This is a genomic window from Pseudomonas sp. RIT409, from assembly GCF_003052515.2.
GTDB lineage: Bacteria > Pseudomonadota > Gammaproteobacteria > Pseudomonadales > Pseudomonadaceae > Aquipseudomonas.
The window spans coordinates 39564-62603 of record NZ_QARE02000025.1; the positions used below are offsets into that span (position 1 = coordinate 39564).

The 23040-nt window shown below is 60.1% G+C and carries 22 protein-coding genes; 10 read left to right on the forward strand and 12 right to left on the reverse strand.

All coding sequences use genetic code 11. The features are described from left to right. Positions 1–272 precede the first annotated feature (272 nt). The 7 genes from folK to dksA form a co-directional block, all read right to left on the reverse strand. Positions 273–755, reverse strand: a complete 483-nt coding sequence (folK, locus tag DBP26_RS23450; RefSeq protein ID WP_108239916.1) for a 2-amino-4-hydroxy-6-hydroxymethyldihydropteridine diphosphokinase — start codon at positions 753–755, stop codon at positions 273–275. Further along, a complete protein-coding gene (locus tag DBP26_RS23455; RefSeq protein ID WP_177411123.1) occupies positions 755–2149 on the reverse strand; it encodes a polynucleotide adenylyltransferase PcnB in 1395 nt (464 codons plus the stop codon). The genes folK and DBP26_RS23455 overlap by 1 nt, the downstream gene beginning before the upstream one ends. Before the next feature lie 773 nt (positions 2150–2922). Further along, a complete protein-coding gene (locus DBP26_RS23460) occupies positions 2923–4359 on the reverse strand; it encodes a sigma-54 dependent transcriptional regulator (protein WP_108239914.1) in 1437 nt (478 codons plus the stop codon). Positions 4360–4381: 22 nt separating this feature from the next. Beyond that, positions 4382–7336, reverse strand: coding sequence for a sensor histidine kinase (locus DBP26_RS23465; protein WP_177411124.1), 2955 nt, complete (start codon positions 7334–7336; stop codon positions 4382–4384). After that, positions 7320–7496 (reverse strand): hypothetical protein, encoded by a 177-nt coding sequence (locus DBP26_RS23470; protein ID WP_002552060.1) that lies wholly within the window; start codon positions 7494–7496, stop codon positions 7320–7322. The genes DBP26_RS23465 and DBP26_RS23470 overlap by 17 nt, the downstream gene beginning before the upstream one ends. Before the next feature lie 126 nt (positions 7497–7622). After that, on the reverse strand, positions 7623–8510 hold the full coding sequence (gluQRS, locus tag DBP26_RS23475; protein WP_108239912.1) for a tRNA glutamyl-Q(34) synthetase GluQRS: 888 nt from the start codon (positions 8508–8510) through the stop codon (positions 7623–7625). Positions 8511–8719: 209 nt separating this feature from the next. After that, positions 8720–9163, reverse strand: coding sequence for an RNA polymerase-binding protein DksA (gene dksA / locus DBP26_RS23480; RefSeq protein WP_108239911.1), 444 nt, complete (start codon positions 9161–9163; stop codon positions 8720–8722). A gap of 341 nt (positions 9164–9504) precedes the next feature. Here dksA and DBP26_RS23485 point away from each other — a divergent pair, with 341 nt between their 5' ends. Together DBP26_RS23485 and sfsA are read left to right on the forward strand one after the other, a co-directional pair. Beyond that, on the forward strand, positions 9505–10677 hold the full coding sequence (locus DBP26_RS23485) for a pyridoxal phosphate-dependent aminotransferase (RefSeq protein ID WP_108239910.1): 1173 nt from the start codon (positions 9505–9507) through the stop codon (positions 10675–10677). Beyond that, positions 10677–11405 (forward strand): DNA/RNA nuclease SfsA, encoded by a 729-nt coding sequence (gene sfsA / locus DBP26_RS23490; RefSeq protein WP_108239909.1) that lies wholly within the window; start codon positions 10677–10679, stop codon positions 11403–11405. Before DBP26_RS23485 ends, sfsA begins: the two co-directional genes overlap by 1 nt. Here sfsA and DBP26_RS23495 read toward each other — a convergent pair. Next, a complete protein-coding gene (locus DBP26_RS23495; RefSeq protein ID WP_108239931.1) occupies positions 11395–11712 on the reverse strand; it encodes a Rieske 2Fe-2S domain-containing protein in 318 nt (105 codons plus the stop codon). The two genes, sfsA and DBP26_RS23495, sit on opposite strands and share 11 nt — an antisense overlap. A 156-nt stretch (positions 11713–11868) precedes the next feature. Here DBP26_RS23495 and DBP26_RS23500 point away from each other — a divergent pair, with 156 nt between their 5' ends. The 5 genes from DBP26_RS23500 to deoC all read left to right on the forward strand — a co-directional run bounded on the left by DBP26_RS23500 (position 11869) and on the right by deoC (position 16359). Continuing rightward, positions 11869–12747 carry an ABC transporter substrate-binding protein gene (locus tag DBP26_RS23500; RefSeq protein ID WP_108239908.1) on the forward strand — a complete coding sequence of 293 codons (879 nt, stop codon included), beginning with the start codon at positions 11869–11871 and terminating at the stop codon, positions 12745–12747. A 50-nt stretch (positions 12748–12797) separates the two neighbouring features. Further along, positions 12798–13781: an iron chelate uptake ABC transporter family permease subunit gene (locus tag DBP26_RS23505; RefSeq protein WP_177411125.1), complete on the forward strand. Its 984-nt coding sequence runs from the start codon at positions 12798–12800 to the stop codon at positions 13779–13781. Then, positions 13781–14548: a heme ABC transporter ATP-binding protein gene (locus DBP26_RS23510; protein ID WP_108239906.1), complete on the forward strand. Its 768-nt coding sequence runs from the start codon at positions 13781–13783 to the stop codon at positions 14546–14548. Before DBP26_RS23505 ends, DBP26_RS23510 begins: the two co-directional genes overlap by 1 nt. A gap of 126 nt (positions 14549–14674) precedes the next feature. Continuing rightward, entirely contained in the window at positions 14675–15451 is a 777-nt protein-coding gene (locus tag DBP26_RS23515; RefSeq protein WP_108239905.1) for a ChaN family lipoprotein, read from the forward strand. A gap of 146 nt (positions 15452–15597) precedes the next feature. Continuing rightward, entirely contained in the window at positions 15598–16359 is a 762-nt protein-coding gene (gene deoC, locus DBP26_RS23520; RefSeq protein WP_108239904.1) for a deoxyribose-phosphate aldolase, read from the forward strand. Positions 16360–16541: 182 nt separating this feature from the next. Here the strand turns inward: deoC and DBP26_RS23525 are convergent, their stop codons facing one another. From DBP26_RS23525 to DBP26_RS23535, 3 genes are all read right to left on the reverse strand, one after another. Beyond that, positions 16542–16838, reverse strand: a complete 297-nt coding sequence (locus DBP26_RS23525; protein WP_108239903.1) for a TfoX/Sxy family protein — start codon at positions 16836–16838, stop codon at positions 16542–16544. Between the two features lie 184 nt (positions 16839–17022). After that, positions 17023–17367: a pentapeptide repeat-containing protein gene (locus DBP26_RS23530; RefSeq protein WP_108239902.1), complete on the reverse strand. Its 345-nt coding sequence runs from the start codon at positions 17365–17367 to the stop codon at positions 17023–17025. A gap of 102 nt (positions 17368–17469) precedes the next feature. Beyond that, complete coding sequence (locus DBP26_RS23535; RefSeq protein WP_108239901.1) at positions 17470–19005, reverse strand: bifunctional aminoglycoside phosphotransferase/ATP-binding protein; 1536 nt, start codon at positions 19003–19005, stop codon at positions 17470–17472. A 134-nt stretch (positions 19006–19139) separates the two neighbouring features. Here DBP26_RS23535 and mrcB point away from each other — a divergent pair, with 134 nt between their 5' ends. From mrcB to DBP26_RS23550, 3 genes are read left to right on the forward strand one after another with little or no spacing between them, the layout of a single operon-like run. After that, positions 19140–21461 (forward strand): penicillin-binding protein 1B, encoded by a 2322-nt coding sequence (gene mrcB / locus DBP26_RS23540; protein ID WP_108239900.1) that lies wholly within the window; start codon positions 19140–19142, stop codon positions 21459–21461. A 15-nt stretch (positions 21462–21476) separates the two neighbouring features. Then, positions 21477–22226 carry a tetratricopeptide repeat protein gene (locus tag DBP26_RS23545; protein ID WP_108239899.1) on the forward strand — a complete coding sequence of 250 codons (750 nt, stop codon included), beginning with the start codon at positions 21477–21479 and terminating at the stop codon, positions 22224–22226. Further along, a complete protein-coding gene (locus DBP26_RS23550; RefSeq protein ID WP_108239898.1) occupies positions 22219–22548 on the forward strand; it encodes a YqcC family protein in 330 nt (109 codons plus the stop codon). The genes DBP26_RS23545 and DBP26_RS23550 overlap by 8 nt, the downstream gene beginning before the upstream one ends. Positions 22549–22551: 3 nt before the next feature. On the opposite strand, the gene DBP26_RS23555 is transcribed toward DBP26_RS23550, so the two are convergent. Next, a complete protein-coding gene (locus DBP26_RS23555; protein WP_108239897.1) occupies positions 22552–22977 on the reverse strand; it encodes a DUF4124 domain-containing protein in 426 nt (141 codons plus the stop codon). Positions 22978–23040 lie beyond the last annotated feature (63 nt).

The following is a 23040-nucleotide window of genomic DNA, read 5'->3' on the forward strand; positions in this document are numbered from 1 at the left end:
GCTGTGAATACTACGCCGAGCAACGCGTGATTCATTCTGCAAATGCAGGCACATCGTCGTTCCGCGATGTTTGGAAAGGCCTGTCTGGCGCCATGAGGCCGGTGGTCCGGCTTCGGGACGCTTATCTTCGTGAGGAGGGGGCGGGAAGTCAATTCCGGGTGTTACCGGTTTGGGTGGGGCGTTACCGAAGCGTGTCACTGCCCTGTGCCGCAGCCACGTTGGCCGCTATGCGCAAGCCCAGGCAAGCGGCTGCGCCGTATGGCGAGCAAGCATCAAATCCGCTCCAGACCTTCGAACGGGCATGCGGCCAGCAGATCATCCAGCTTGCGGCCATCGGCCAAGGTGATGCCCGGCGCAAGTTCAGCGAGAGGATAGAGCACGAACGCGCGAGCCTGCATGTGGTAATGCGGCACTTTCAAGCGGGGGAGATCGATGACACGGTCGCCGAACAGCAGGATGTCCAGGTCCAGCGTCCGCGGCCCCCAGCGTTCCAGGCGCTTGCGGCCTTGGTCGTTCTCGATGGCTTGCAGGGCGTCCAGCAGTTCCAGTGGCTCAAGGGTCGTGTCTAGGGCTGCGACCGCGTTGGTGTAACGCGGCTGACCGGCGAGGAGCGAGTCGCTCGCATAAAAGCAAGACGCACCTGACAGAGAGGTGTGGGGCAATTGCGCCAATGCCTTGAGCGCCTCACGCAATTGCTCGGCAGGGTCAGCCAGATTGCTCCCCATGCCAATGTAGACACGCTCGATCGTCGTCATTATTCGCCAGCGTCCGCACCTGCGCGTTTGCGGCCCCCACCGCTACGGCGACGCTTGCGCGGGGCTTGACCGGCCGATTCGGACTTGCTGCCCAGCTCGCGGATCATGTCACGACGGCCCGACTCGTTGGCGTCCTGGTAGTCGGTCCACCACTCGCCCAGACCATCGGTCTCCTCACCTGCGGCCTCGCGGAGCAGGAGGAAGTCATAGCCGGCGCGAAACCGCGGATTGTCCAGCAGGAGGTCGGCCCGCTTACCCGAACGACGCGGCAGGCGCTCCTGCATGTCCCAGATTTCACGGATCGGCAAGGTGAACCGTTTTGGAATCGCGATGCGCTGGCATTGCTCGGCGATCAATTCATGTGCGGCTTCCTGCATCGCAGGAATCGGCGGCATCCCGCGTTCCTGGAGACGCAGGACGCGGTAAGGAAGCGCCGGCCACAACAACGCGGCGAACAGGAAAGCAGGCGTCACGGGTTTGTTCTGCTGCACGCGCAGGTCAGTATTGACCAAGGCCTGGCTGATCAGCGTATGGGTGTAGGTCGGCATATGCTCCAGCGCCTTCGCGCTGGCCGGGAACAGCGGGTCGAACAGTTCCAGGTCCACCAGCATTTCGAAGGTGGGTGCGGCGTGACCGGACAGGAACAGCTTCAGCACCTCTTCGAACAGACGCGCAGCCGGGATGTCACGCAGCATCGGAGCCAGCGGGCGAATCGGAAGGGCAGTGTGTTTTTCAATGCCGAAATCCAGCTTGGCGGCGAAGCGGACGGCCCGAAGCATGCGCACCGGGTCTTCCTTGTAGCGCTGTTCGGGGTCGCCGATCAGACGGACCAAGCGGTTGCGAATGTCATGGACGCCATGGGCGTAATCCAGCACCCGCTCGGTCACTGGATCGTAATACAGCGCGTTGATCGTGAAGTCGCGGCGTTGTGCGTCCTCTTCGAGCGTGCCATAGACGTTGTCTCGCAAAATACGGCCGCTTTCGTTGCGCGAGGATTGGTGGCTGTCTTCTTGCTCGTCGTCTTGCGGGTGGTTGGCACGGAACGTGGCCACCTCGATGATTTCGCGCCCGAAATGGATGTGAACGAGCTTGAAGCGACGGCCAATGATGCGCGCGTTACGAAACTCGGCACGTACCTGTTCAGGGGTGGCGCTGGTGGCAACGTCGAAGTCTTTGGGTGTGATGCCCAGCATCAGGTCCCGCACACAGCCGCCTACCAGGTAGGCCTGATAGCCCGCGCTTTGCAAGCGTTCGACGATGTTCACGGCGTAACGGCTGAATTGATTGCGCTGCAACGAATGCTGGTTGCTACTGAGCACTTCAGGCGTCGTACGCACATGTTGCTGCGGCTTGCGCAGGGGAGAACGGAATGACTGGAACAGCTTTTTCAGCATGGGATGCACTGTGTGAAGGGAATTTCGGCCAATGATGAGGAATGACCGCACGATGGGCGGGGATTCTAGCATTTAGTAGAGGAATGGTGTAGGACGCAGCGATAACGCCGCTTGAAGGCGAGGGAGGCTTTGCGAATAAGGCCGAGCCGGGATTGGCCTGGCTGGCGGGTCGAGCGTTCTGTGGAAGCTACTGGGGGAGCCGAAGCTCCCCCAAAGTGTGTGCTCTTATTTTTATTGTCTGTTGGGCTTTTTGTTTTTGTTAAGCGCCCAATTCACGGCTTTTCGCCAGTGAAACCTCCCAATCGGGAGTCAAGAGCAAACGGATTGCTTTGGTCGCTGTGCTGCAATGATCAATCGATCCAACCAGTTCAGGCTCTACCTTGAGGGTAGTTTTTGTTGTTCTCGGCCTGGTTGCGGAACAAGTCCTAAATGCAACGCCTCTCCAAAAGAATCAGTTAGCTGCGCCTCCGCCGTGTTGTTTTTGTTATGCGTGAGTCGATTCGTCTTGTTTTTATTGTGTTGTTTTTGCGGGTGACTGATTTTTGTTGTTTTTGTACAGCTAGAGATAGCAGGAGGCATGCCAACTTTTGCGAAACGCCGCGCAGCCCTTTAAATACGAGGGTGTGGCAAATCGACGCGATTTTTTGTAGTCAGAAAAAACCGGGGCTACGTTACCGTACGCCCCGGTTGTTGTTACGCCTTGCCAGTGAGGTAACAGTTTTTTCACAATGCCCTGGATGCCGCGTGCCAGAGCCATGCGCGAAGGGATGACCTCAGGTTTCGCTGGCCACACCCGTCTTGCGACGAGGGATGCCGAGCCGCTGACGACGCTCCCACAGGCACTTGCGGCTCACGCCGAGCTTGCGGGCCAGTTCGGTCTCGGTCATGTGATCCTGATGCTCGAGTACGAAGTGCTGGAAGTAGTCCTCCAGAGAAAGATCTTCCGTCGGCTCCTGAGCGGTCGAGCTTGTTGAGGGCTGCTGTGGCGCCAGACCAATGAACTCATCGACGTCCAGTTCGCCCAACTCGATGTCGATGCCCAGCAGGTCCGCGGAAATTTCCGGGTTCTCGCACAGAATGACCGCTCGCTCGACTGCGTTCTCCAGTTCGCGCACATTGCCCGGCCAGGAATACTGACGTATGGCCTGTTCTGCATCCGGGCCGAAGCGCAGGTCATTGCGGCCGGCCTTCGCACTTTGGCGGGCCAGGAAGGCGTTGGCGATTTCATTGACATCCGCGCCGCGTTCGCGGAGGGCAGGCAGTTTCAGCGCGATGACGTGCAGGCGGTAATAAAGGTCTTCACGGAACTGGCCGACTTTGGCCAGACTTTTGAGGTCCCGGTGCGTCGCTGCGATCAGGCGCACATCGACTTTTTGCGATTGCACCGAGCCAACCCGGCGAATTTCGCCTTCCTGAAGCACGCGCAGTAGCCGCGCTTGCGCTTCGAGGGGCAGTTCGCCAATTTCATCGAGGAACAGGGTGCCCCCGTCCGCCGCTTCCACCAGGCCTGCGCGACCCGCACTGGCGCCGGTGAATGCGCCTTTCTCGTGGCCAAACAGCTCGGATTCGATCAGCGTTTCGGGAATGGCCGCGCAGTTGACCGAAATCATCGGCGCCTTGGCGCGACGGGACAGGTTGTGCAAAGCCCGCGCGACCAGTTCCTTGCCCGTGCCGGACTCGCCCTGAATCAGCACGTTGGAGTCCGTAGGCGCGACCTTGCGTATCTTGCCGTACAAGTCCTGCATCGGTGGGCAGGAGCCAATGATGCCAATTTCGCCGTTGCTATTGTTCGGCCCCTTATCGGGCGTGCCGACTTTGCCGGGGGCGGCAGCGCGATCCGGCTGGACGCCTTGGGTGGTCTGTCGGTCGCGCAGGATGCGGGATACGGCCTGAAGCATTTCGTCGTGGTCGAACGGCTTGGCGATGTAGTCCACCGCGCCCATCTTCATCGAGTCCACGGCAGAGCGCAGGCTGGCGTAGCTGGTCATGATCAATACGGGCTTGCCTTGACCCAGCCTGATCAGTTCAGTGCCTGGCGCACCGGGCAGGCGCAAGTCGCTGACGATGAGGTCAAAGGAGGGAATACTGAAACGTTCCTGAGCTTCCTGCACGGATCCGGCTTCACTGACCTGGTACTGATTACGTTCCAGCAGACGACGCAAGGCAGAGCGGATAATGGTTTCGTCTTCGACGATCAAAATGTGCGGCATTGATTCGGTACTCTCGACGGTCTCAGTTCACAGCGGACGTCGCTTCGACATGTCGCGGTAACGTCACCCGAATGCGGGTTCCGCGCTGCTGCTCGGCATCGGCCGGGCTGTCGATGGTGATTTGTCCATAATGCTCTTCAACGATGGAATAGACCAGTGCGAGCCCCAGTCCAGTCCCTTCACCCGGATCCTTGGTGGTGAAGAACGGTTCGAACAAGCGGTCCATGATCGCTTTGGGAATTCCAGTGCCTTCGTCTTCGACGATCAAATCGACCGTATGTTCGGAGGCTTCGCTCTTGACCCGCACGGCACTGCCCGCAGGCGAGGCATCGCGGGCGTTGGAAAGCAGGTTGATCAGTACCTGTGCAAGGCGCTGCGGATCGCCATCGACCCAATGGTTCGGGTTGCACAGGTTATAGAATTGCACCTCGAAATTGCGCCGGTTAAGCGCCAGCAGACCAATGGCATCCTGGGCGACCTCGGCCAGGCATACCGCTTCGTCGGAACGCTGATGCCCACCGGCATGGGCGAAACTCATCAGCGACTGCACGATGCGCGAAACCCGTTTGGTCTGTTCGAGGATCTGGCTGCTGATTTCCGTGAGTTCGCCATCTTCTTCGCGCTCCTCGCGCAGATTCTGCGCGAGGCATGCGATACCGGTGATCGGGTTGCCGATCTCATGGGCGACGCCAGCGGCCAGCCGACCGATGCTCGCCAGGCGCTCGGAATGCACGAGTTTGTCTTCGAGCATCTGCGTGTCGGTCAGGTCTTCGACCAGAATCACCAGCCCGCTGTTGCCCGGCGCCAGCGGTTCGTCGATGGCGGCCTTGTGCAGGTTCAACCAGCGCGTTTGCCCGTCCAGGGCCAGGCGTTGCTTGTGCAGGTGTTCGTCAGGCACATTGATGAACCCCAGCAGCAGTTGTCGCCATGGGTCGACGATGGTCTCCAGGCGCGAGCCGACTACCCTTTGCGCAGCGATGCCGGTCAATTCTTCCATCGCCTTGTTCCACATCAGGATTTCCTGATCCTTGGCCAGTGAGCAGACGCCCATCGGCAGTTCTTGCAAGGTCTGACGATGGTAGCGGCGCAATGCGTCAAGCTCGGCGGCGAGGCCGGTGAGGCGCGAATGGTAATCTTCCAGGCGGCTTTCGATGAAATGGATGTCTTCGGTGACATAGTTTTCGCCGCCGGACTTGTACGGCAGAAAAGTTTCGACCATGTCCTGGGCGACGCTCGGCCCCATCAGCCCGGACAGGTTGGCTTCGATTCGATCCCGCAAACGACGCAGTGCATAAGGGCGGCGCTCGTCGAAGGGGAGGTACAGGTCACGCAGCGCCTGTTCGACTTCCTTTTGAGCGGCCTTGGCCCCCAACGGCTTGGCCAGCTGCGTCGCGAATTCTTGGGGAGACGCGGCGTACAGCTCTCGTCTTTGTGGGCGCCGGACGTTGTCCACCGTGCAGGCTTCGGCTGCGCTGGCCTCCTCAGGGCTGGGGTTGCTGAACAATGAGATCAGGGTGAACACCAGCACGTTGGCGGCCAGTGAAGCGATGGCCGCCATGTGCCAACTGGTGTCATCCAGCACGTAAATCATGTTCAACAGGGGGATGTAGAAGCCTTGGAAGTCGCCGATCAACGGCAACAGCATGCTCACCATCCAAACGACCACTCCAGCGATCAGCCCCGCCATGAAGCCGCGTCGGTTGGCGGCTGGCCAGTACAGCACCGACAGCACGCCTGGCAGGAACTGCAAAGTGGCGACGAAAGCGACGATGCCGAGATTGGCAAGGTCCTGACGGGCCCCGAGCAATAGATAGAACGCGTAGCCGGCCATGATGATGGCAACGATCAGGCCGCGACGGGTCCACTTCAGCCAGCGATAGATATTGCCCTCGGCCGGCGGTTGATAGAGCGGCAGCACCAGGTGGTTCAACGCCATGCCAGACAACGCGAGGGTCGTGACGATGATGAGCCCGCTCGCGGCCGAAAGGCCACCAACATAGGCCAACAATGCCAGCAGCGGATTGTGAGCGGCGATGCCGATGCCCAGTGTGAAGTATTCAGGACTGGTGGTAGCACCCAGTTTCAGGCCCGCCCACAGCACAAGCGGTACCGCTAGACTCATCAGCAGCAGAAAAAGCGGCAGCCCCCAACTGGCGCTGACCAGCGAGCGCGGGTTGAGGTTTTCGGTGAACGTCATGTGATACATGTGCGGCATCACGATCGCCGATGCGAAAAACACCAGCAGCAGGGTGCGCCATGGACCCTCCTGCAGCGGAGTGTGCAGTGCGGCCAAGGCGCTCTGATTCTGCAATAGCCACTGTTCCAGGCTTTGCGGACCGTCAAACACCCCGTAAAGCGCGTAGATCCCGATGCCACCGATGGCGACCAGCTTGATCACCGATTCGAATGCGATGGCGAACACCAGTCCTTCGTGCTTTTCCCGCGTGGCAATGTGCCGTGAGCCAAAAAAAATGGTGAACAGGATGATCAGCACGCAAAAAGCGAGCGCGACGTAATTGCGGACGGGCTCGCGGGTCAGAATGCCGATGGAATCGGCGACCGCCTGAATCTGCAGCGCCAGCAGCGGCAATACGCCGATCAGCATGAAGACGGTCGTCAGCGCCCCGGCCCAGGTGCTGCGAAAACGAAAGGCGAACAAATCGGCGAGCGACGAGAGTTGATAGGTCCGGGTGATCTTGAGGATCGGGTAGAGCAGTACTGGCGCCAGCAGAAAGGCGCCTGACACCCCCAGGTAACTGGACAGGAAACCGTAGCCGTATTCGTAAGCCAGGCCGACGGTCCCGTAGAACGCCCAGGCACTGGCGTATACGCCCAAGGACAGCGTGTACGTCAGCGGGTGGCGAATGATCCAGCGAGGGATCAGACCGCGCTCGCTGATCCAGGCTACGCCGAACAACACCAGCAGGTAGGCTGCGCTGACCAGAATCATCTGGGTCAGGCTAAAGCTCATCGGCATCTCGTTGGCTCTGCAGAATGAATGTCACCACGATCAGAATCAGCCACAGCATGTAGGGCCGATACCAGGCGCCTGTCGCGTCGATCCACCAGTCCATGATGGCCGGGGAGAAGAGGTAGATGCCTACTACCAGGAGCAGGACCAGCCGGTAAATGTACATGTGGCCTCCCAGGTGGTGCGTGACCAAGACATGAGCCCGAAGGAGCGGCATGGTAACGGATGGCGATCAGGCTGCAAGCGACGTTTCGGCCAGCTTTGTGCTGCACGCCGAGGCAACCGCTCTGGATCAGTCTATTCGAGCTTCTTCAATACAGGTGACGCGCGGGATCGAATCGGCATTCCAGTGAGTGATTCCCCAAGCCAGCACTTCCTGTGGACTGCCGAACGACAGCTCGTCGGGTGCTGGCTGCCCTAAGGCTCGCAATGCCCGAAGCAGCAACGGTGTCGCCTGATCGACCGGCAGTGGCGGGGAACGGTAGGACTTGCCGAGTTTGTGCCCGTTCGGCTGGGTGATCAGCGGCACGTGCAGATATCGCGGCTGCGGCAGCCCCAGCAATTCCTGCAGGTACAGCTGACGCGGTGTGGAGTCCAGCAGGTCGGCGCCTCGAACAATGTCGGTCACGCCTTGCCAGCCATCGTCGAGGACCACGGCCAACTGATACGCATACAGCCCATCACGGCGTCGAATCACGAAATCGCCGACATCGCGGCCCAGATGCTGGCGAAACTCGCCCTGTACGCGGTCTGCCAGGCGATATTCCAACTCGGGCACGCGGATGCGGATGGCCGCGTCGACGGGCGAGTGCCCCATGTTGCGGCAAATCCCCGGATAAATACCGTGAAAATCCTCCAACTGCTTGCGTGAACAGGTGCACGCATAGGCCAGCCCCTGACTGAACCAGCGGTCGATGATCGCTTGATAGGCGTCATGACGATCACTCTGCCTGACCAGCTCGCCGTCCCATTCGAAACCGTAGGTTTCCAGTGTGTCGAGAATGGCGGCTTGTGCGCCGGGTTCTTCTCTAGGCGGGTCCAGGTCTTCCATGCGCATCAGCCATTTGCCACCGGCGGCTCGGGCATCGAGATAGGACGCCAGCGCCGCGACCAGCGAGCCAAAGTGCAGATAACCGCTGGGGGTCGGCGCGAAGCGCCCTATATAAGAAGGGGATTTCATGGGCGACGATGGTACTGGAAATCAAATGAGGGAAAAACAGGACGACGCTCCAGTGCGCGTAGGACCTTGCCCGGATCGATCAAGCGTCTGCACTCGTCGTTGATTCTCTTCAGCAACGGGTTGGACATCAAGGAGAGCCAGGGAAAGACCCTTCGGCTTCCGAAAACGACAAAGGACGCCGAAGCGTCCTTTGTCTTGCAGGGAACAGATCAGGATTTCCCGACCTGCTTTTCCTTGATTTCAGCCAGTGTCTTGCAGTCGATGCACAGGTCGGCAGTCGGGCGGGCTTCCAGACGGCGCAGGCCGATCTCGATACCGCACGACTCGCACCACCCATATTCCTCGTCTTCGATCAGTTGCAGCGTCTTGTCGATCTTCTTGATCAACTTGCGCTCACGGTCACGAGCGCGCAGTTCCAGAGCGAATTCTTCTTCCTGGCTGGCACGGTCGGCCGGGTCGGGAAAGTTGGCTGCCTCGTCCTTCATGTGATCAACGGTGCGGTCGACTTCCTGCATCAGCTCCTGTTTCCACTTGTTCAGGATCTTGGTGAAGTGAGCTCGCATGGGCGCGCCCATGTACTCCTCGTCCTTCGCCGGAACATAGGGTTCGAAACCGCTGATTTGATTGCTCTTTTGCTTTTCTTCGGTGGGCATGAACGGACCGCCTCTCACTCTTCTAAGCCATTGCGCAGGGTAATGATCCATCGCCGGCGCCCGCCGGCCCTGCGGCTGCAAGCGGGCGAACTTACCAGATCGAATCGGAGCGCGCCACTCCCGGTTGTCGAGCTTGGCTCTACAACGCGCCCGTGAACTATGACCGCGGCCAAAGCGCCCGGTTTTATATTATTTTGCAGTGCCATCAGTCTAGTCCTTCGCACAACCCCGTTGGCACTTATGGATCATCGGCGCACTGAGGCGCGGATAGTTCTGTCGGTCGCAAGACGGTTGAGTAGAATTGTCCTCCTGTTTCGACACTCGTCATAAAAGGAAGACCGATGTCCCAGCCTTACAGTGCGCGCAGTCGCGCCATCGAACCTTTTCATGTCATGGCCCTGCTGGCGCGGGCCAATGAATTGCAGGCAGCTGGGCACGATGTGATTCATCTGGAAATCGGCGAGCCGGACTTCACCACTGCCGAGCCCATCATCAAAGCCGGGCAAGCGGCATTGGCTGCAGGAAAAACCCGCTATACGGCTGCCCGAGGCCTGCCGGAGTTGCGCGAAGCCATCTCCGGCTTTTACCAGCAGCGCTACAGCGTCGACATCGACCCGGGCCGTATTCTGATTACACCAGGAGGCTCCGGTGCCCTGTTGCTGGCTTCAAGCTTGCTGGTCGACCCAGGTAAACACTGGCTGTTGGCTGACCCGGGTTACCCGTGTAACCGGCATTTCCTCCGTCTGGTCGAGGGCGCGGCGCAACTGGTGCCTGTCGGGCCGGAAATGCGCTACCAGTTGACGCCGGACCTCGTCGCCCAGTACTGGAATCAAGACAGCGTGGGCGCGCTGGTCGCCTCGCCGGCCAACCCGACCGGCACGCTGCTGCACCGTGATGAGCTGGCCGCACTGTCGGCGTCGCTCTCCGCCCGCAAGGGCCATCTGGTGGTGGACGAGATTTACCACGGCCTGACCTACGGCACTGACGCTGCCAGCGTGCTGGAAGTGGATGACGGGGCGTTCGTGCTGAATAGTTTTTCGAAGTATTTCGGCATGACCGGTTGGCGGCTGGGCTGGCTGGTAGCGCCTGAGGCGGCGATCGGCGATCTGGAGAAACTCGCGCAAAACCTGTACATCAGTGCGCCGAGCATGGCGCAAAGCGCGGCGTTGGCGTGCTTCGAGCCTGAGACCCTGGAAATACTCGAACAGCGCCGTGCCGAATTCGGCAAACGCCGGGATTTTCTACTCCCGGCCCTTCGTGAGTTGGGTTTCAACATTGCGGTCGAGCCGCAGGGCGCTTTTTATCTGTATGCCGACATTCGCGCGTTCGGCGGCGATGCGTTTGCGTTCTGTCGCCACTTTCTTGAGACGGAACATGTTGCCTTCACACCCGGCCTGGATTTTGGGCGTCATCAGGCCAGCCATCATGTGCGTTTTGCCTATACCCAAAACATCGAGCGCTTGCAGCAGGCGGTGGAGCGGATCGTGCGTGGACTGCGCAGCTGGCAAGGCTGATGCATTTCTCTCCTGAACTTGAAGAGGCGCGCCTGCTCCAGCGCTACAAGCGGTTTCTGGCCGACGTCGAAACACCCGCTGGCGAGCGGCTGACCATCCACTGTCCCAATACCGGCTCGATGTTGAACTGCATGATGCCCGGAGGGCGTATCTGGTTCAGCCGCTCCAGCGATCCCAAGCGCAAGCTGCCCGGCACCTGGGAAATCAGCGAAACGCCTCAGGGGCGCTTCGCCTGTGTCAACACGGGGCGTGCCAATAAGCTGGTCGAGGAAGCGCTGCTGGCCGGCGTGATCACCGAACTGAACGGCTTCACCGGGTTGCGGCGCGAAGTGGCGTACGGTCAGGAAAACAGCCGTGTGGATTTTCGGCTGGACTACCCGGATGGCCCGCTCTTTCTCGAAGTCAAAAGCGTCACGCTGGGGTTCGACGCCGATGACGTGGCGGCATTTCCTGACGCCGTGACGCAGCGCGGCGCCAAGCACCTGCGAGAACTCGCTGCGCTGGCGAGGGACGGCGTGCGCGCCGTGTTGCTGTACTGCGTCAACCTCACGGGTGTCGAGGCCGTGCGCCCGGCGGAAGAAATCGACGCCGCTTATGTCGTGGCGTTACGCGAAGCGGTCGCGGCAGGCGTCGAGGTGATGGCCTATGGGGTTCAACTGACGCCACAAACAGTGCGCGTGGATCGCAGGCTTGCCATTCATTTGACCGACGCCGTGCTTACAGATTGACCCAGATGCCGTGGGCGTCTTCTCCACAGTCGATGGCGCTCAAGGATTCTCCAGCGCAAGGCCCGGCGATGCATTCACCGTTCTCGATCAGAAACAACGCGCCGTGTGTTGCGCATTCGATCAAGCTGGCGCTGGCGTCGAGAAACCGGTTCGGCTGCCATTCCAATTTCACGCCACGGTGAGGGCAGCGGTTTCGATAGACGTACACGCGCCCGGCACGCCGCACCGCCAGTAATGAATCTCCATCGATTTCAAAACCTCGACTCGTGCCTTCCCGCAGTTCGCTTCTTTTGCAGAGGTATTTCAGCGGAATCTCCTTCGCGCTTGACGTGTAAATGCAAGTCATTATCAAATAGGCCGGCTGTCATGTGACTGAGTCTGACAGCTCTTCCAATTTCGCGTCGATGCCGTCCCTCTCGCTGGCACTTCATCGTCGAGCCGCACCCTGTATAAGGACGTTTTCATGCGCTTCATCGTCGGGCTCGCCGCGCTGCTGATCGCACTTTCACTTTCCCCTGGTGTGCTGGCCGAGTCGCAACCTCCCCAACGCTGGGTCAGTGCCGGAGGGGCGCTGACGGAGTGGGTCGTGGCACTAGGCGGTCAATCGCGTCTGGTGGGTATCGACACCACCAGCCAGCATCCTGCCACGCTTAAAGCGCTGCCGAGCATCGGTTATCAACGCCAGTTGTCGTCGGAAGGGATACTGAGCCTGCGTCCGGATATTCTTGTTGGCACCGAAGAAATGGGGCCTCCCCCCGTGCTGGAGCAGTTGCGCGCGGCGGGCGTGCGCGTTGAGGTTCTTTCGGCGACCGCTGACACTTCGGCGCTTCGCAGCAATTTGCACACCCTAGGGAGATTGCTCGGTGAGGAAAACCAAGCGCGAGAACTGAGTGAGCATTATGCCCAGCAGTTGGATGAGCAGCACCGGTGGGTGGAGCAGGCCCAGCATCGGCAACCCGCTCCCGGCGTCCTGTTGCTGGTCAGTCACGCCGGTTCGCGGCCGATGGTCGCCGGGCTTGGCACGGTAGGCGATTGGTTGATCAAGCAGGCGGGCGGACGCAATCTGGCGACCCACACGGGCTACAAAATTCTCTCCACGGAGGTGATGGCGGGTTTGGAGCCTGAAGTCCTGGTGATCACTGATCGCATGCAAGGCAACGCTTCGCCCCCGACTGCTTTATTCAAGGAGAACCCGCTATTGGCCGCTACCCCTGCAGCGCGCAATAAACGTGTGGTCGAGGTCGATCCGACATTGCTGGTGGGCGGGCTCGGGCCTCGGTTGCCTGATGCCATGAAAACGCTGTCCGAAGCTTTCTATACCAAGGGCACTCAGGCCCAATGAAGAAGGTTCTTTCGCCGCCCACGCTGATCACTTTTCTGATAGGGGCATGCCTGTTGGCGGTCTGGATGTCCTTGGCGCTCGGTCCTGTCACTCTGCCGCCAGGCGATACGCTGCGCGCCGGCCTGCACTTGCTGGGCCTGCCGGTGGCCGAGGATGGTCTGCAACAGGCTGAGCTGATTCTCGGCCAGATCCGCCTTCCCCGAACGTTGCTGGGGCTGGCTGTGGGCGCTATCTTGGCGCTCTCTGGCGTGGCGATGCAGGGGCTTTTCCGGAATCCGCTTGCCGATCCGGGACTGGTGGGCGTTTCCAGTGGCGCAGCGCTGGGGGCGGCGGTGGCGATTGTCTCCAGTGCCTGGCTGGGCGGGTTACCTGAGTGGCTGGCGCCTTACCTGCTGTCGATCGCAGCGTTCGGTGGCGGTTTGATCGTGACAGGCATTGTTTACCGGCTGGGGCAGCGCGACGGGCAGACCAGCGTCGGTGTCATGCTCTTGGCGGGGGTGGCGATGACGGCGCTGGCCGGTTCTATCATCGGCTTGTTTTCGTATCTGGCGGACGATGCCACGTTGCGTACGCTGACCTTCTGGAACCTCGGTACGCTCAACGGCGCCAGCTACGCGAGGGTCTGGCCACTGTTAGTGGTCTGCTTGCTGGTTGTTCTGTGGCTACCACGCCGCGCCAAGGCGTTGAACGCGCTGCTGCTCGGCGAATCGGAAGCTCGCCATTTAGGCATCGAGGTCGAGAGGCTCAAGGGCGAACTGGTGTTATGCATCGCGTTGGGGGTAGGCGCCGCTGTGGCGGCGGCGGGTTTGATCGGCTTCGTGGGCTTGATCGTCCCCCACCTGATTCGTCTGGTGGTCGGCCCTGACCATAGGGTGCTACTGCCCGCTTCGGCGCTGGCGGGCGCAAGCCTGCTGTTGTTGGCAGACGTCTTCGCCCGGCTGGTGCTGGCCCCGGCAGAACTACCGATCGGCATCGTGACAGCCTTCATCGGCGCGCCGTTTTTCCTTTTCTTGCTGGTGCGAGGTCGTCCGTGATGATGCAAGTCGATGCACTCAGCATTCACCGTAATGGCACCTGTGTGTTGAGCGATATCAGCCTGACACTTCAACCACGGCAGGTGCTGGGTGTTTTAGGACCGAACGGTGCTGGCAAGAGCACGCTGCTAGGCGCATTGTGTGGGGAATTGAAAGCGACGCACGGGCAGCCTTGGCTGGATGGGCAGCCGCTTTCATCCTGGTCGGCCCAGGCCAGGGCGACACGTTTGGCGGTCTTGCCGCAGAGTTCATCCTTGAGTTTCGGTTTTGACGTCAGAGAAATCGTGGCGATGGGCCGGTTGCCCCATGGCAGCGGTCGCGATCGTGACGCTGAAATCGTTCAGGCTGCCCTTGAAGCGGCTGACGCGTCGCACCTTCAAGGACGCAGCTACCTCGCGCTGTCGGGCGGGGAACGTCAGCGCGTGCATCTGGCCAGGGTGTTGGCGCAAGTGTGGTCAGGGGAGGGCGGGCAGACGCTGCTGTTGGATGAACCCACTTCGATGCTCGACCCGCTGCATCAGCACACCTTGTTGCAAGCGGTACGCGGGTTTGCTGACCGAGGCGGGGCGGTGATGGTGATTCTGCATGATCTGAACCTGGCTGCCCGGTATTGTGACCGACTGATGCTGCTCCAGGCCGGGCGCACCTACGTGTCCGGTACCCCGGATGACGTGCTGACCCCAGACGCACTGCAAGCGGTATTTGGCCTCGAAGTGTTGGTACGGCCCCACCCCGAGCGGGGGTATCCGTTGATCATTGCGCGCTGACCAAGGCGCGTGTGACGTTATCTGCTGATCGGGTAGCCGTTGTGGTTTTCGCCGCCAGCCGCCTCAGATGTTGCCACTTCTACCATCCTGGCAACGCCCAAAAGGTCATAAGCATGTAGGGCTTGCATGATTCAGGATTTGAGCAACGGAAAGACACTGACAACCCAACAGCTGATCAGCCGCCTGGTCATTGCCCCGCGCGTTCTGGTGGGTGAGCAGCACGACAACCCCAACCACCCTGCTCTGGCGCTGTGGCTGCTGCAGGCGTTGAGTGACCAGCGACCTCAGGGCAGTCTGTTGCTTGAAATGCTGACCCCGGAACAGCAATCGAAGGTCGACTCCATTCAGCGTCAGATCCGACAAGGTCGATACCCAACCGATGTGCAGGCCGAGCTGGACTGGCAAATCGGCTGGGACTGGACTTTTTACGGGCCGATAATGCGCTTCGCCCTGGCTCAGCCCTACCCGGTGCTGGCAGCCAATCTGGCTGCCCATGAGGTGGCGGCGATCTATCATCAGCGCCTGGCTCTCGGTGGCGTTCTCTCTACGTCCGCTTCCGAAGATGCCGCATTGCTGGCGCAGGTGCGTGAATCCAATGGTGGCTTGTTGCAGGATGCTTTCCCCGCCATCTTGGCCATTCACCTACAACGGAACCGGCGAATGGCGCAGCGCGTGTTCGAAGCTCCCACACCCGTGCTCTTGCTCGCTGGCAGTGATCAGGTGAGAAAGGATTCGGGAGTGCCTTTGCACATCGCAGATTTGAGCGTTGCCGAAAAGCCTGTTGTGTTGTTGTTCGCCCGGGCGGGGACTGTGATCGAGCCTGGCAGCACCGATTTCGTCTGGTATACGCCGGCATCGCCCGAGCATGATGGCTGCGCGCCTATGCGAATGCCTTCTCGCTGATAATCCCGGACTTGTCGCAGGCAAAGTCCGACAGACCTCTCTGATAGTCGCGTAAGTTCGCTCTCGGACGTCTTTATGAGGCCCCGCACGGTCTCGCCCTGCCTTATTGTCGCTCCCCGACATCGCCGGGTATCGAGGAGCTGGATATGAGCAGGGTGTTCGAAAGCAATGAAGAGGTGGCGCAGAAGGCGCTTGGACTCCTGGAGCTGACGTCATTGAACGCCGACGACAGCGATGACCGCATCATCGCACTGTGTGAGCGAGCGTTGACTCCCCTTGGAAATGTCGCCGGTGTCTGCGTGTCGTCGCGCTTTTCCGGTTTGGCGCGCAGAACGCTCGATGCGCTGCAGGCCCGAGAAGTGAAGGTCGTTGCTGCGGTGAATTTTCCAACGGCCGGCGCGTCGATCTCGACGGCTGAGTCGGAAATTCAGTCGGTGCTGCAAATGGGGGTCGATGAGGTCGATCTGCTGTATCCCTTTCATGCACAACTCGCGGGAAACAAGCAGATCGGGGGCGAAATGATTGCCGCCGCGAAGGCTCTGTGCGAACAGCGCGCGACGTTGACGGTGACACTGGAAACCGGGGTCTTGCGTGATCCGCAAATCATCCATGATGTCTGCCGCATGGCGATTCGGGCGGGGGCGGACTTTCTCAAGACCACTGCGGGTAAGCAGATAGCGGGCACAACGCCCCAGGCTGCGCGAATACTCATCGAAGCCGTTGCGGAAATGGGTTCACACGTGGGCGTGAAGGCTTCCGGAAATGTCCGTACTTTGGATGAAGCCCGCATTTACCTGAGCATGGCCGAGGCGCGTTTTGGCCCCGCCTGGTTGCAGCCGGAGCGGATGCGATTGGGTGGCAACAGTCTGCTGGACGACCTGCTCGCCCATTTGGGTGTTCGCTCGTAAGCGGATCGAAAATCTTCGGCCAAAAAAAGACCCGGCAAAAGCCGGGTCAAAAACCGTGATTAGCCTGATGAGGAGATAATCTGAGAGTCCGAACCAAGGAGCCTTTCAGGTTACCAGCCAGTCTCGCGACCGGATGTGATAATCATAGTGATTCTCATTTGTAAGTCAACAGGCTGCTTGGACTATTTTGCAGCGTTGTCGATCTGCGGTTCTTCGCGCTCGCGGTCCAGGCTGAGCAGTTCCTGATTGAGCGCGTGTTTCAGCTCCGGGGGGAGTTCACACCAATGTCGCCCGCGAAGTGCACCCTCTAGCGCATACAGAAGCGTTCGTGACGCGTGGAAACCGCGGCTTTTCACCGCGTTGTAGGCACGGATCGCGCCCAGCCGTCGCAGATCGGCGGTGCTGTGAATGCCGGCGGCGTGAAGCCATTGGGTCGATGTCTTACCCAGGTTTTTCAAGCTCAACAGTTCGTCTTCCATGGCGCCTCCTGGCGGGTCGTTCTCCTGATGTCAAACCTCCTGAGCTGATCGGAACTGCGGATTCAACCCCACTTAACAAGCGTAGTTGCACGTCAGCCCGCCCCGCGGGCAGTTGCAGGAAAGCGGTCGACGGCCTGCCGGACGGTAGCTTCGAACGAGGGGCTTCGAATGGCGCCCTGTCAGATCAACGGGTGCGGTAACGCAGACGCGTGCCGAAATTGACCGACATGAGAATTTCGTCGGCACTCAATTCAGGTGGGAAATAGGCGCCGGATATCTGCGCATGGGCAATGCTGGCACCTTCGAGGGAAGCGTTGCGGAAGTCGACGCCGCGCAGGTCCGCCGACCGGAAATAGGCGTCGGTGAAATCCACTTCATCGGCGTTCAGGTCACGCAGGTCCAACCCTCGGAAGTCGCCACCTGCCAGGTCGATTGGGCCGTTCTTTGGCCGCTGGAGGTTGAAGGCGGTCACGTCATCTTTTCGCAGCAAGGCGAAGAGCGGCGAGTCGAGCTGCTTGGGCTGGTTCATTATGGCGTCACCTTGTTGGAATTCTGACGCCATTATAATGCCACCATCATCGGATCGTGAAGTGATTCTCTTCACGATCCGATGAAAGCGATTCTGAGCGCGTTACAGGCCCGGTAGGTACTGGCGGATGTCTGTGACCAGTTTGTCCAGGTCACCACTGATGTTGGTTTCGACATGACGACTGAACCGGGCTTCGTCGTCGGTCAGCGGTTCGCGGTTGGCCAATTGCGCTTCGATTACGGCCATGGTCGCGTCGGAAGGATCTTCGTTTTTCGTCTGACGCTGCGCCAGCCAGCCTTCGATAACAGCCTTGGGCGCTGCGCAATCGAGAATCAGGAACGGGGCGCCTAGGGCCTCGGCGACCTCCCAGGTTGCCTTACGCTGCTCGTGTTTCAAGTAGGTGGCATCGACCACGACCGGGAAGCCGGCACGGAGCACGGTAGCGGCCAGTTCGTTCAGGCGCTGGTAGGTCTTTGTGCTGCTTTCAGCCGAGTACAGGTCCTGATTCGCACCGAACAGGCGTTTGCGCTCCACGTCCGAACGCAGCCGGACAGCCCCCAATGCTTCTACCAGGCGCATGGCCACGTGGCTTTTGCCAACGGCGGATACACCGTGCGTGATCGCCAGAAAATTCGAAGGGATCGCGCTGTAGCTCTCCGCCAGATTGGCGTAATTGCGGTACTGGCGAAGGGTGGTCGCACGTTGAACATGGTCGGCATCGGGAGACAGGCTGAACAGCGCAACCTTGGCGCGCACCAGTGCACGATACGCCTTGTAGAAATTAAGCAGTTCCAGGCCCGCGTAATCGCCGGTGTGCTCCAGATACTGGCTGATCAAACGACGCGAAAGGCTCTTCAGGCCACGGTCTTCCAGGTCCATCGCGAGAAAGCCGATGTCCGCGTACACGTCGGTCATGCGGAATGGCTCGTTGAACTCGATGCAGTCGAAAATGACCACTTTGCCGTCAATCAGGGTGATGTTGCCAAGGTGAATGTCACCGTGACACTCACGGATGAAGCCATCCTGTTTGCGCTGTGCCAGTAGCGGCTTGAGACGTTCGAAACTGGTATTGGCCCAGGCTTCCAAGGCCTGCAACTGAACCAGGTCGGCCTTCTCGGTGAGAAATGGCAAGATCTGCTCGAAGTTCTGCGTGACGGGTGCCATGACGCTTTCAGGCGAGCCCAGCACATTTTCCGCCATCACCCGTGGGGCATTAAGGTGGAATTCGGCGATCTGGCGGGCCATGTCATCGATGTGCGCGGTGGTCAACTCACCCTTGGCTTGCAGCGTGCTGAGCAATCCGTCCTGAGAGAACTGACGCATTTTCAACGCATACTCGATCGGCTCGCCCGCCCCGCCCAGTTGCGGCGCGTCAGCGGTACCGGTAACGGGCAACACCTCCAGATACAAATTATCGGTGAGGCGCTGATTGAGCTTCAATTCCTGCTCGCAGAAGTGCCCGCGTGCGGCCAGCGTTGTGAAGTCGAGGAAGCCGAAATTCATCGGCTTCTTGATTTTGTAGACGTAAGGGCCTGTGAGCAACACCCAGGAAATATGCGTCTCGATGACCTGAAACTGGTCCACGGGATGGTCGAACAGGGCAGGATTTTGAAGCGCTGCTATCAGAGTCTGGCTCACGGACGATCCTTGAAAAGGTGATAAGTCGATATCGATATGACTAAAGGTGGCCATTATGGCCGCTCGGCGCATTGCTGAAAACCGCCAGGAGGGTGGTCTGCCGATGGCTTTGAAAGTGCGTATAATCCGCCGCCATGACTCGATCCCGCACTTCCCGAAAAGCCCCCAAACCCACCAACAGTCGCCTGCGCAGCCTGTTGGGCTGGGCCCTCAAACTCAGCCTGGTCGGGCTGGTGGTACTGGCCTGCTTCGCCGTTTATCTGGATTCCATCGTCCAGGAAAAATTTTCTGGCAAGCGCTGGACCATTCCGGCGAAGGTCTACGCCCGTCCGCTGGAACTGTTCGTTGGCCAGAAGCTGTCACGCGATGATTTTCTCATCGAACTCGACGCGCTGGGTTACCGCCGCGAAAGTGTGGCCAATGGCCCCGGCGCGGCATCGGTGAATGGTAACAGCGTCGACCTCAATACTCGCGGCTTTCAGTTCTATGAAGGTGCTGACCCCGCTCAGCAGATCCATGTGCGCTTTTCAGGAGATTATGTCGCTGACCTGACCGCGGCCAACGGCGCCAAATTGGCTGTGGCGCGCCTAGAGCCGTTGCTGATTGGCGGCTTGTATCCGAAAAACCTGGAAGACCGAATTCTCATCAAGTTGGATCAGGCCCCACCTTACCTGCTCGATACTCTGGTCACTGTCGAAGACCGGGACTTTTACCACCACTTCGGCGTCTCGCCGAAGTCGATTGCGCGCGCTTTCTGGGTCAACGCCTCGGCGGGTCAGATGCGGCAGGGCGGGTCTACCCTGACCCAGCAGTTGGTCAAGAACTTCTATTTAACCAACGAGCGCAGCATCACGCGCAAACTGACCGAAGCCATGATGGCAATCCTGCTGGAGATTCATTACAGCAAGCAGGAAATCCTGGAGGCCTACCTCAACGAGGTCTTCGTGGGGCAGGACGGACAGCGCGCCGTGCACGGCTTTGGTCTGGCGAGTCAGTACTTTTTCAGTCAACCCTTGTCCGAGTTGAAACTTCATCAGGTGGCGCTGTTGGTGGGGCTGGTCAAAGGTCCGTCCTACTACAACCCCCGCCGCAATCCGGACCGGGCCCTGGAGCGCCGCAATCTGGTGCTCGACCTGCTCGAACAGCAAGGTGTCGCGTCGCCTGAGGCAGTGGCTGCCGCGAAGAAAATGCCGCTGGGCGTGACCAAGACCGGTTCGCTGGCCGACAGCTCGTTCCCGGACTTCCTCGATCTGGTCAAGCGTCAGTTGCGTCAGGACTACCGGGATGAAGACTTGACCGAAGAAGGGCTGCGCATCTTCACCAGCTTCGATCCGATTCTGCAGATGAAGTCCGAAGCCGCGGTTCGCGAGAGTTTCGCCAAGATTGCGGGGCGCAAGGGCGCGGACGAAATGGAGACGGCGATGGTCGTCACCAATCCGGAAACCGGGGAAGTGCAGGCGTTGATCGGCAGCCGCCAGGCCGGCTTCGCCGGTTTCAACCGAGCCCTGGATGCGGTACGTCCCATCGGCTCGCTGGTCAAACCGGCCATTTACCTGACGGCCCTCGAGCGCCCTCAGCAATACACCCTGACCAGTTGGATCCCGGACGAGCCGTTTCAAGTCAAAGGTGCCGACGGCCAGATCTGGAAGCCGCAGAATTTCGACCACAAGGCGCACGGCAATATCTTCCTTTACCAAGGGCTCGCGCATTCTTACAACCTGTCCAGCGCCAAGCTGGGGCTCGACCTGGGGGTGCCGAACGTCTTCAAGACCCTCACCAAACTGGGTGTAAACCGTGACTGGCCGACCTTTCCTTCGATGCTTCTGGGGGCGGGGGCCTTGAGCCCGATCGAGGTCGCCACCATGTACCAGACCATTGCCAGCGGCGGCTTCAACACGCCGTTGCGCGGCATTCGTAGCGTGTTGACGGCTGAGGGCGAGCCGCTCAAGCGTTATCCGTTCCAGATTCAACAGCGCTTCGATCCAGGCTCTATCTATCTCCTGCAGAACGCGATGCAGCGGGTGATGCGCGAAGGCACCGGCAAATCCGTCTACAGCGTCCTGCCGAGTACGTTGAATCTGGCAGGTAAGTCCGGCACCACCAACGATTCCCGAGACAGCTGGTTCGCGGGCTTCAGTCAGGACCTGCTGGCAATCGTCTGGATGGGCCGAGACGACAACGGCAAGACGCCGTTTACCGGGGCCACGGGTGCGTTGCAGATCTGGACCAATTTCATGAAGAAGGCCGACCCACTACCATTGGATATGGCGATGCCCGACAACGTCGTGATGGCGTGGGTCAACGCAGCGACCGGGCAGGGCACCGACGCGAGCTGCCCAGGTGCCGTGCAGATGCCGTATATTCGCGGCAGTGAGCCGCAACCCGGGCCGGCTTGCGGTGGGCCGTCGGCCCCCGCCGAATCGGTGATGGACTGGGTCAAAGGCTGGTTGAATTAAGCGAGAGGGTGTGAAGTGAACAAGTGGTGGATTCCGGCTCTAACGGCCCTGGCTTTGCTCAACGGCTGCGCGACACAAACGCGCGGCAACATTCCTGTCGTTGACTCCGGTTCGCGGGTGTCGAACGGTGAGCGTGTTTCGGCCAATCGTAACGCGGCCTACCGTGCACCTGTGCAGCAGAACCAGGCTCCGCAAGCGGTCGATCAGGATTCGGGCGTTACGGTGATGGTTCCAGGAGGGGCGGGCGCTGCGCCGATCTCGACCTTCGTGCCGCCCACATCGGCGCCGATCAGCACGGCGCCTGTCGACTCGGCACCGGTCAATCAGGCTCCGGTAAACAACGGCTATACACCGCCCTCGGCGTCGACCAGTACCTATACCCTGCCTTCTTCGGCCCCGACCGGTATTCCGCCCGCATCGGGCGGTGGACTGTCCGCCGATGAACAACTCGATGGTCCGGTGCTCGCATTGCTCACGACCGCCCAACAACAGCAGGGCAGTGGCGACCTCAATGGCGCTTCATCCAGCCTTGAGCGTGCCCAGCGCGTCGCACCTCGCGAGCCCCAGGTGCTGTATCGTCTGGCCCAAGTGCGCCTGGCTCAAGGTGATGCGCCTCAAGCCGAGCAGCTGGCGCGCCGCGGCCTGACGTATGCCAATGGCCGTCCCAGCCTGCAAGCCAGCCTGTGGGGGCTGATCGCTCAGGCTCGCGAAAAACAGGGTGATGCGGCGGGCGCTGCGCTGGCGCGGCAGAAGGCCAATGGATAAGCGGCTTCCACAAGTGGCCGATCAACTGTTGTTGATCGAGCGCGAGCTGCGTGTCTTGGGCTGGTGGAGCGATGAACCACCCAGTGACGATGCGTTGGCGAGCCGTGAGCCGTTTTGCGTCGACACGCTGGACTTCGAGCAGTGGCTGCAATGGATTTTCCTGCCCCGGATGAAGATCATTCTGGAGCAGGATCTGGCGCTGCCCAATGCATCGGGTATTCTCGAAATGGCGCAGATGGCCTACGCGGGCAATGCCCGGGACACCCGGCATCTGCAGGCGCTGCTGGCGCAGTTCGATCAATTGATCACTGAGGCCACCTGATCGTCAATTGCACGTTTCGTCGATGGACTGTTTGACCTCGGCGATGCGTGCCTGACGCTCTTCCTCTGTAAAACGGCGGTATTCCCCGTTCACTTCTTCACGCACCCGTGGATTATTCTCCAATTGGGCGAGATTGGTGCGCTGACGTTCGCAGTACTCCTTGCGTTTCGCTTCTTGAGCCGCCACTTGGCGCTTGACCTTGGCGTCGATGGCTTGCTGCTCCTGGTTCGTGTCCGTCTGCACGGGCGGTGCGGGGGAGGTAGTAACCGGTTGCCGGGATTCGATTGCCTCAGCAGGCCGCCCGACTGGGGGCTGGGCATCGAAATGGGTCACCCCTTGGGGATCGACCCATTTATAGATTTGTGCCGCCTGGCCCGTGACGGAAATGGCCGCCAGTGTCAGCGGCGCAGCGAGCATCATCCAGCGCATACGCCTTCCTTATATTTCGTTCGCAGAACAGTTGAAACCTATCACAAGGACACCGCTACGACC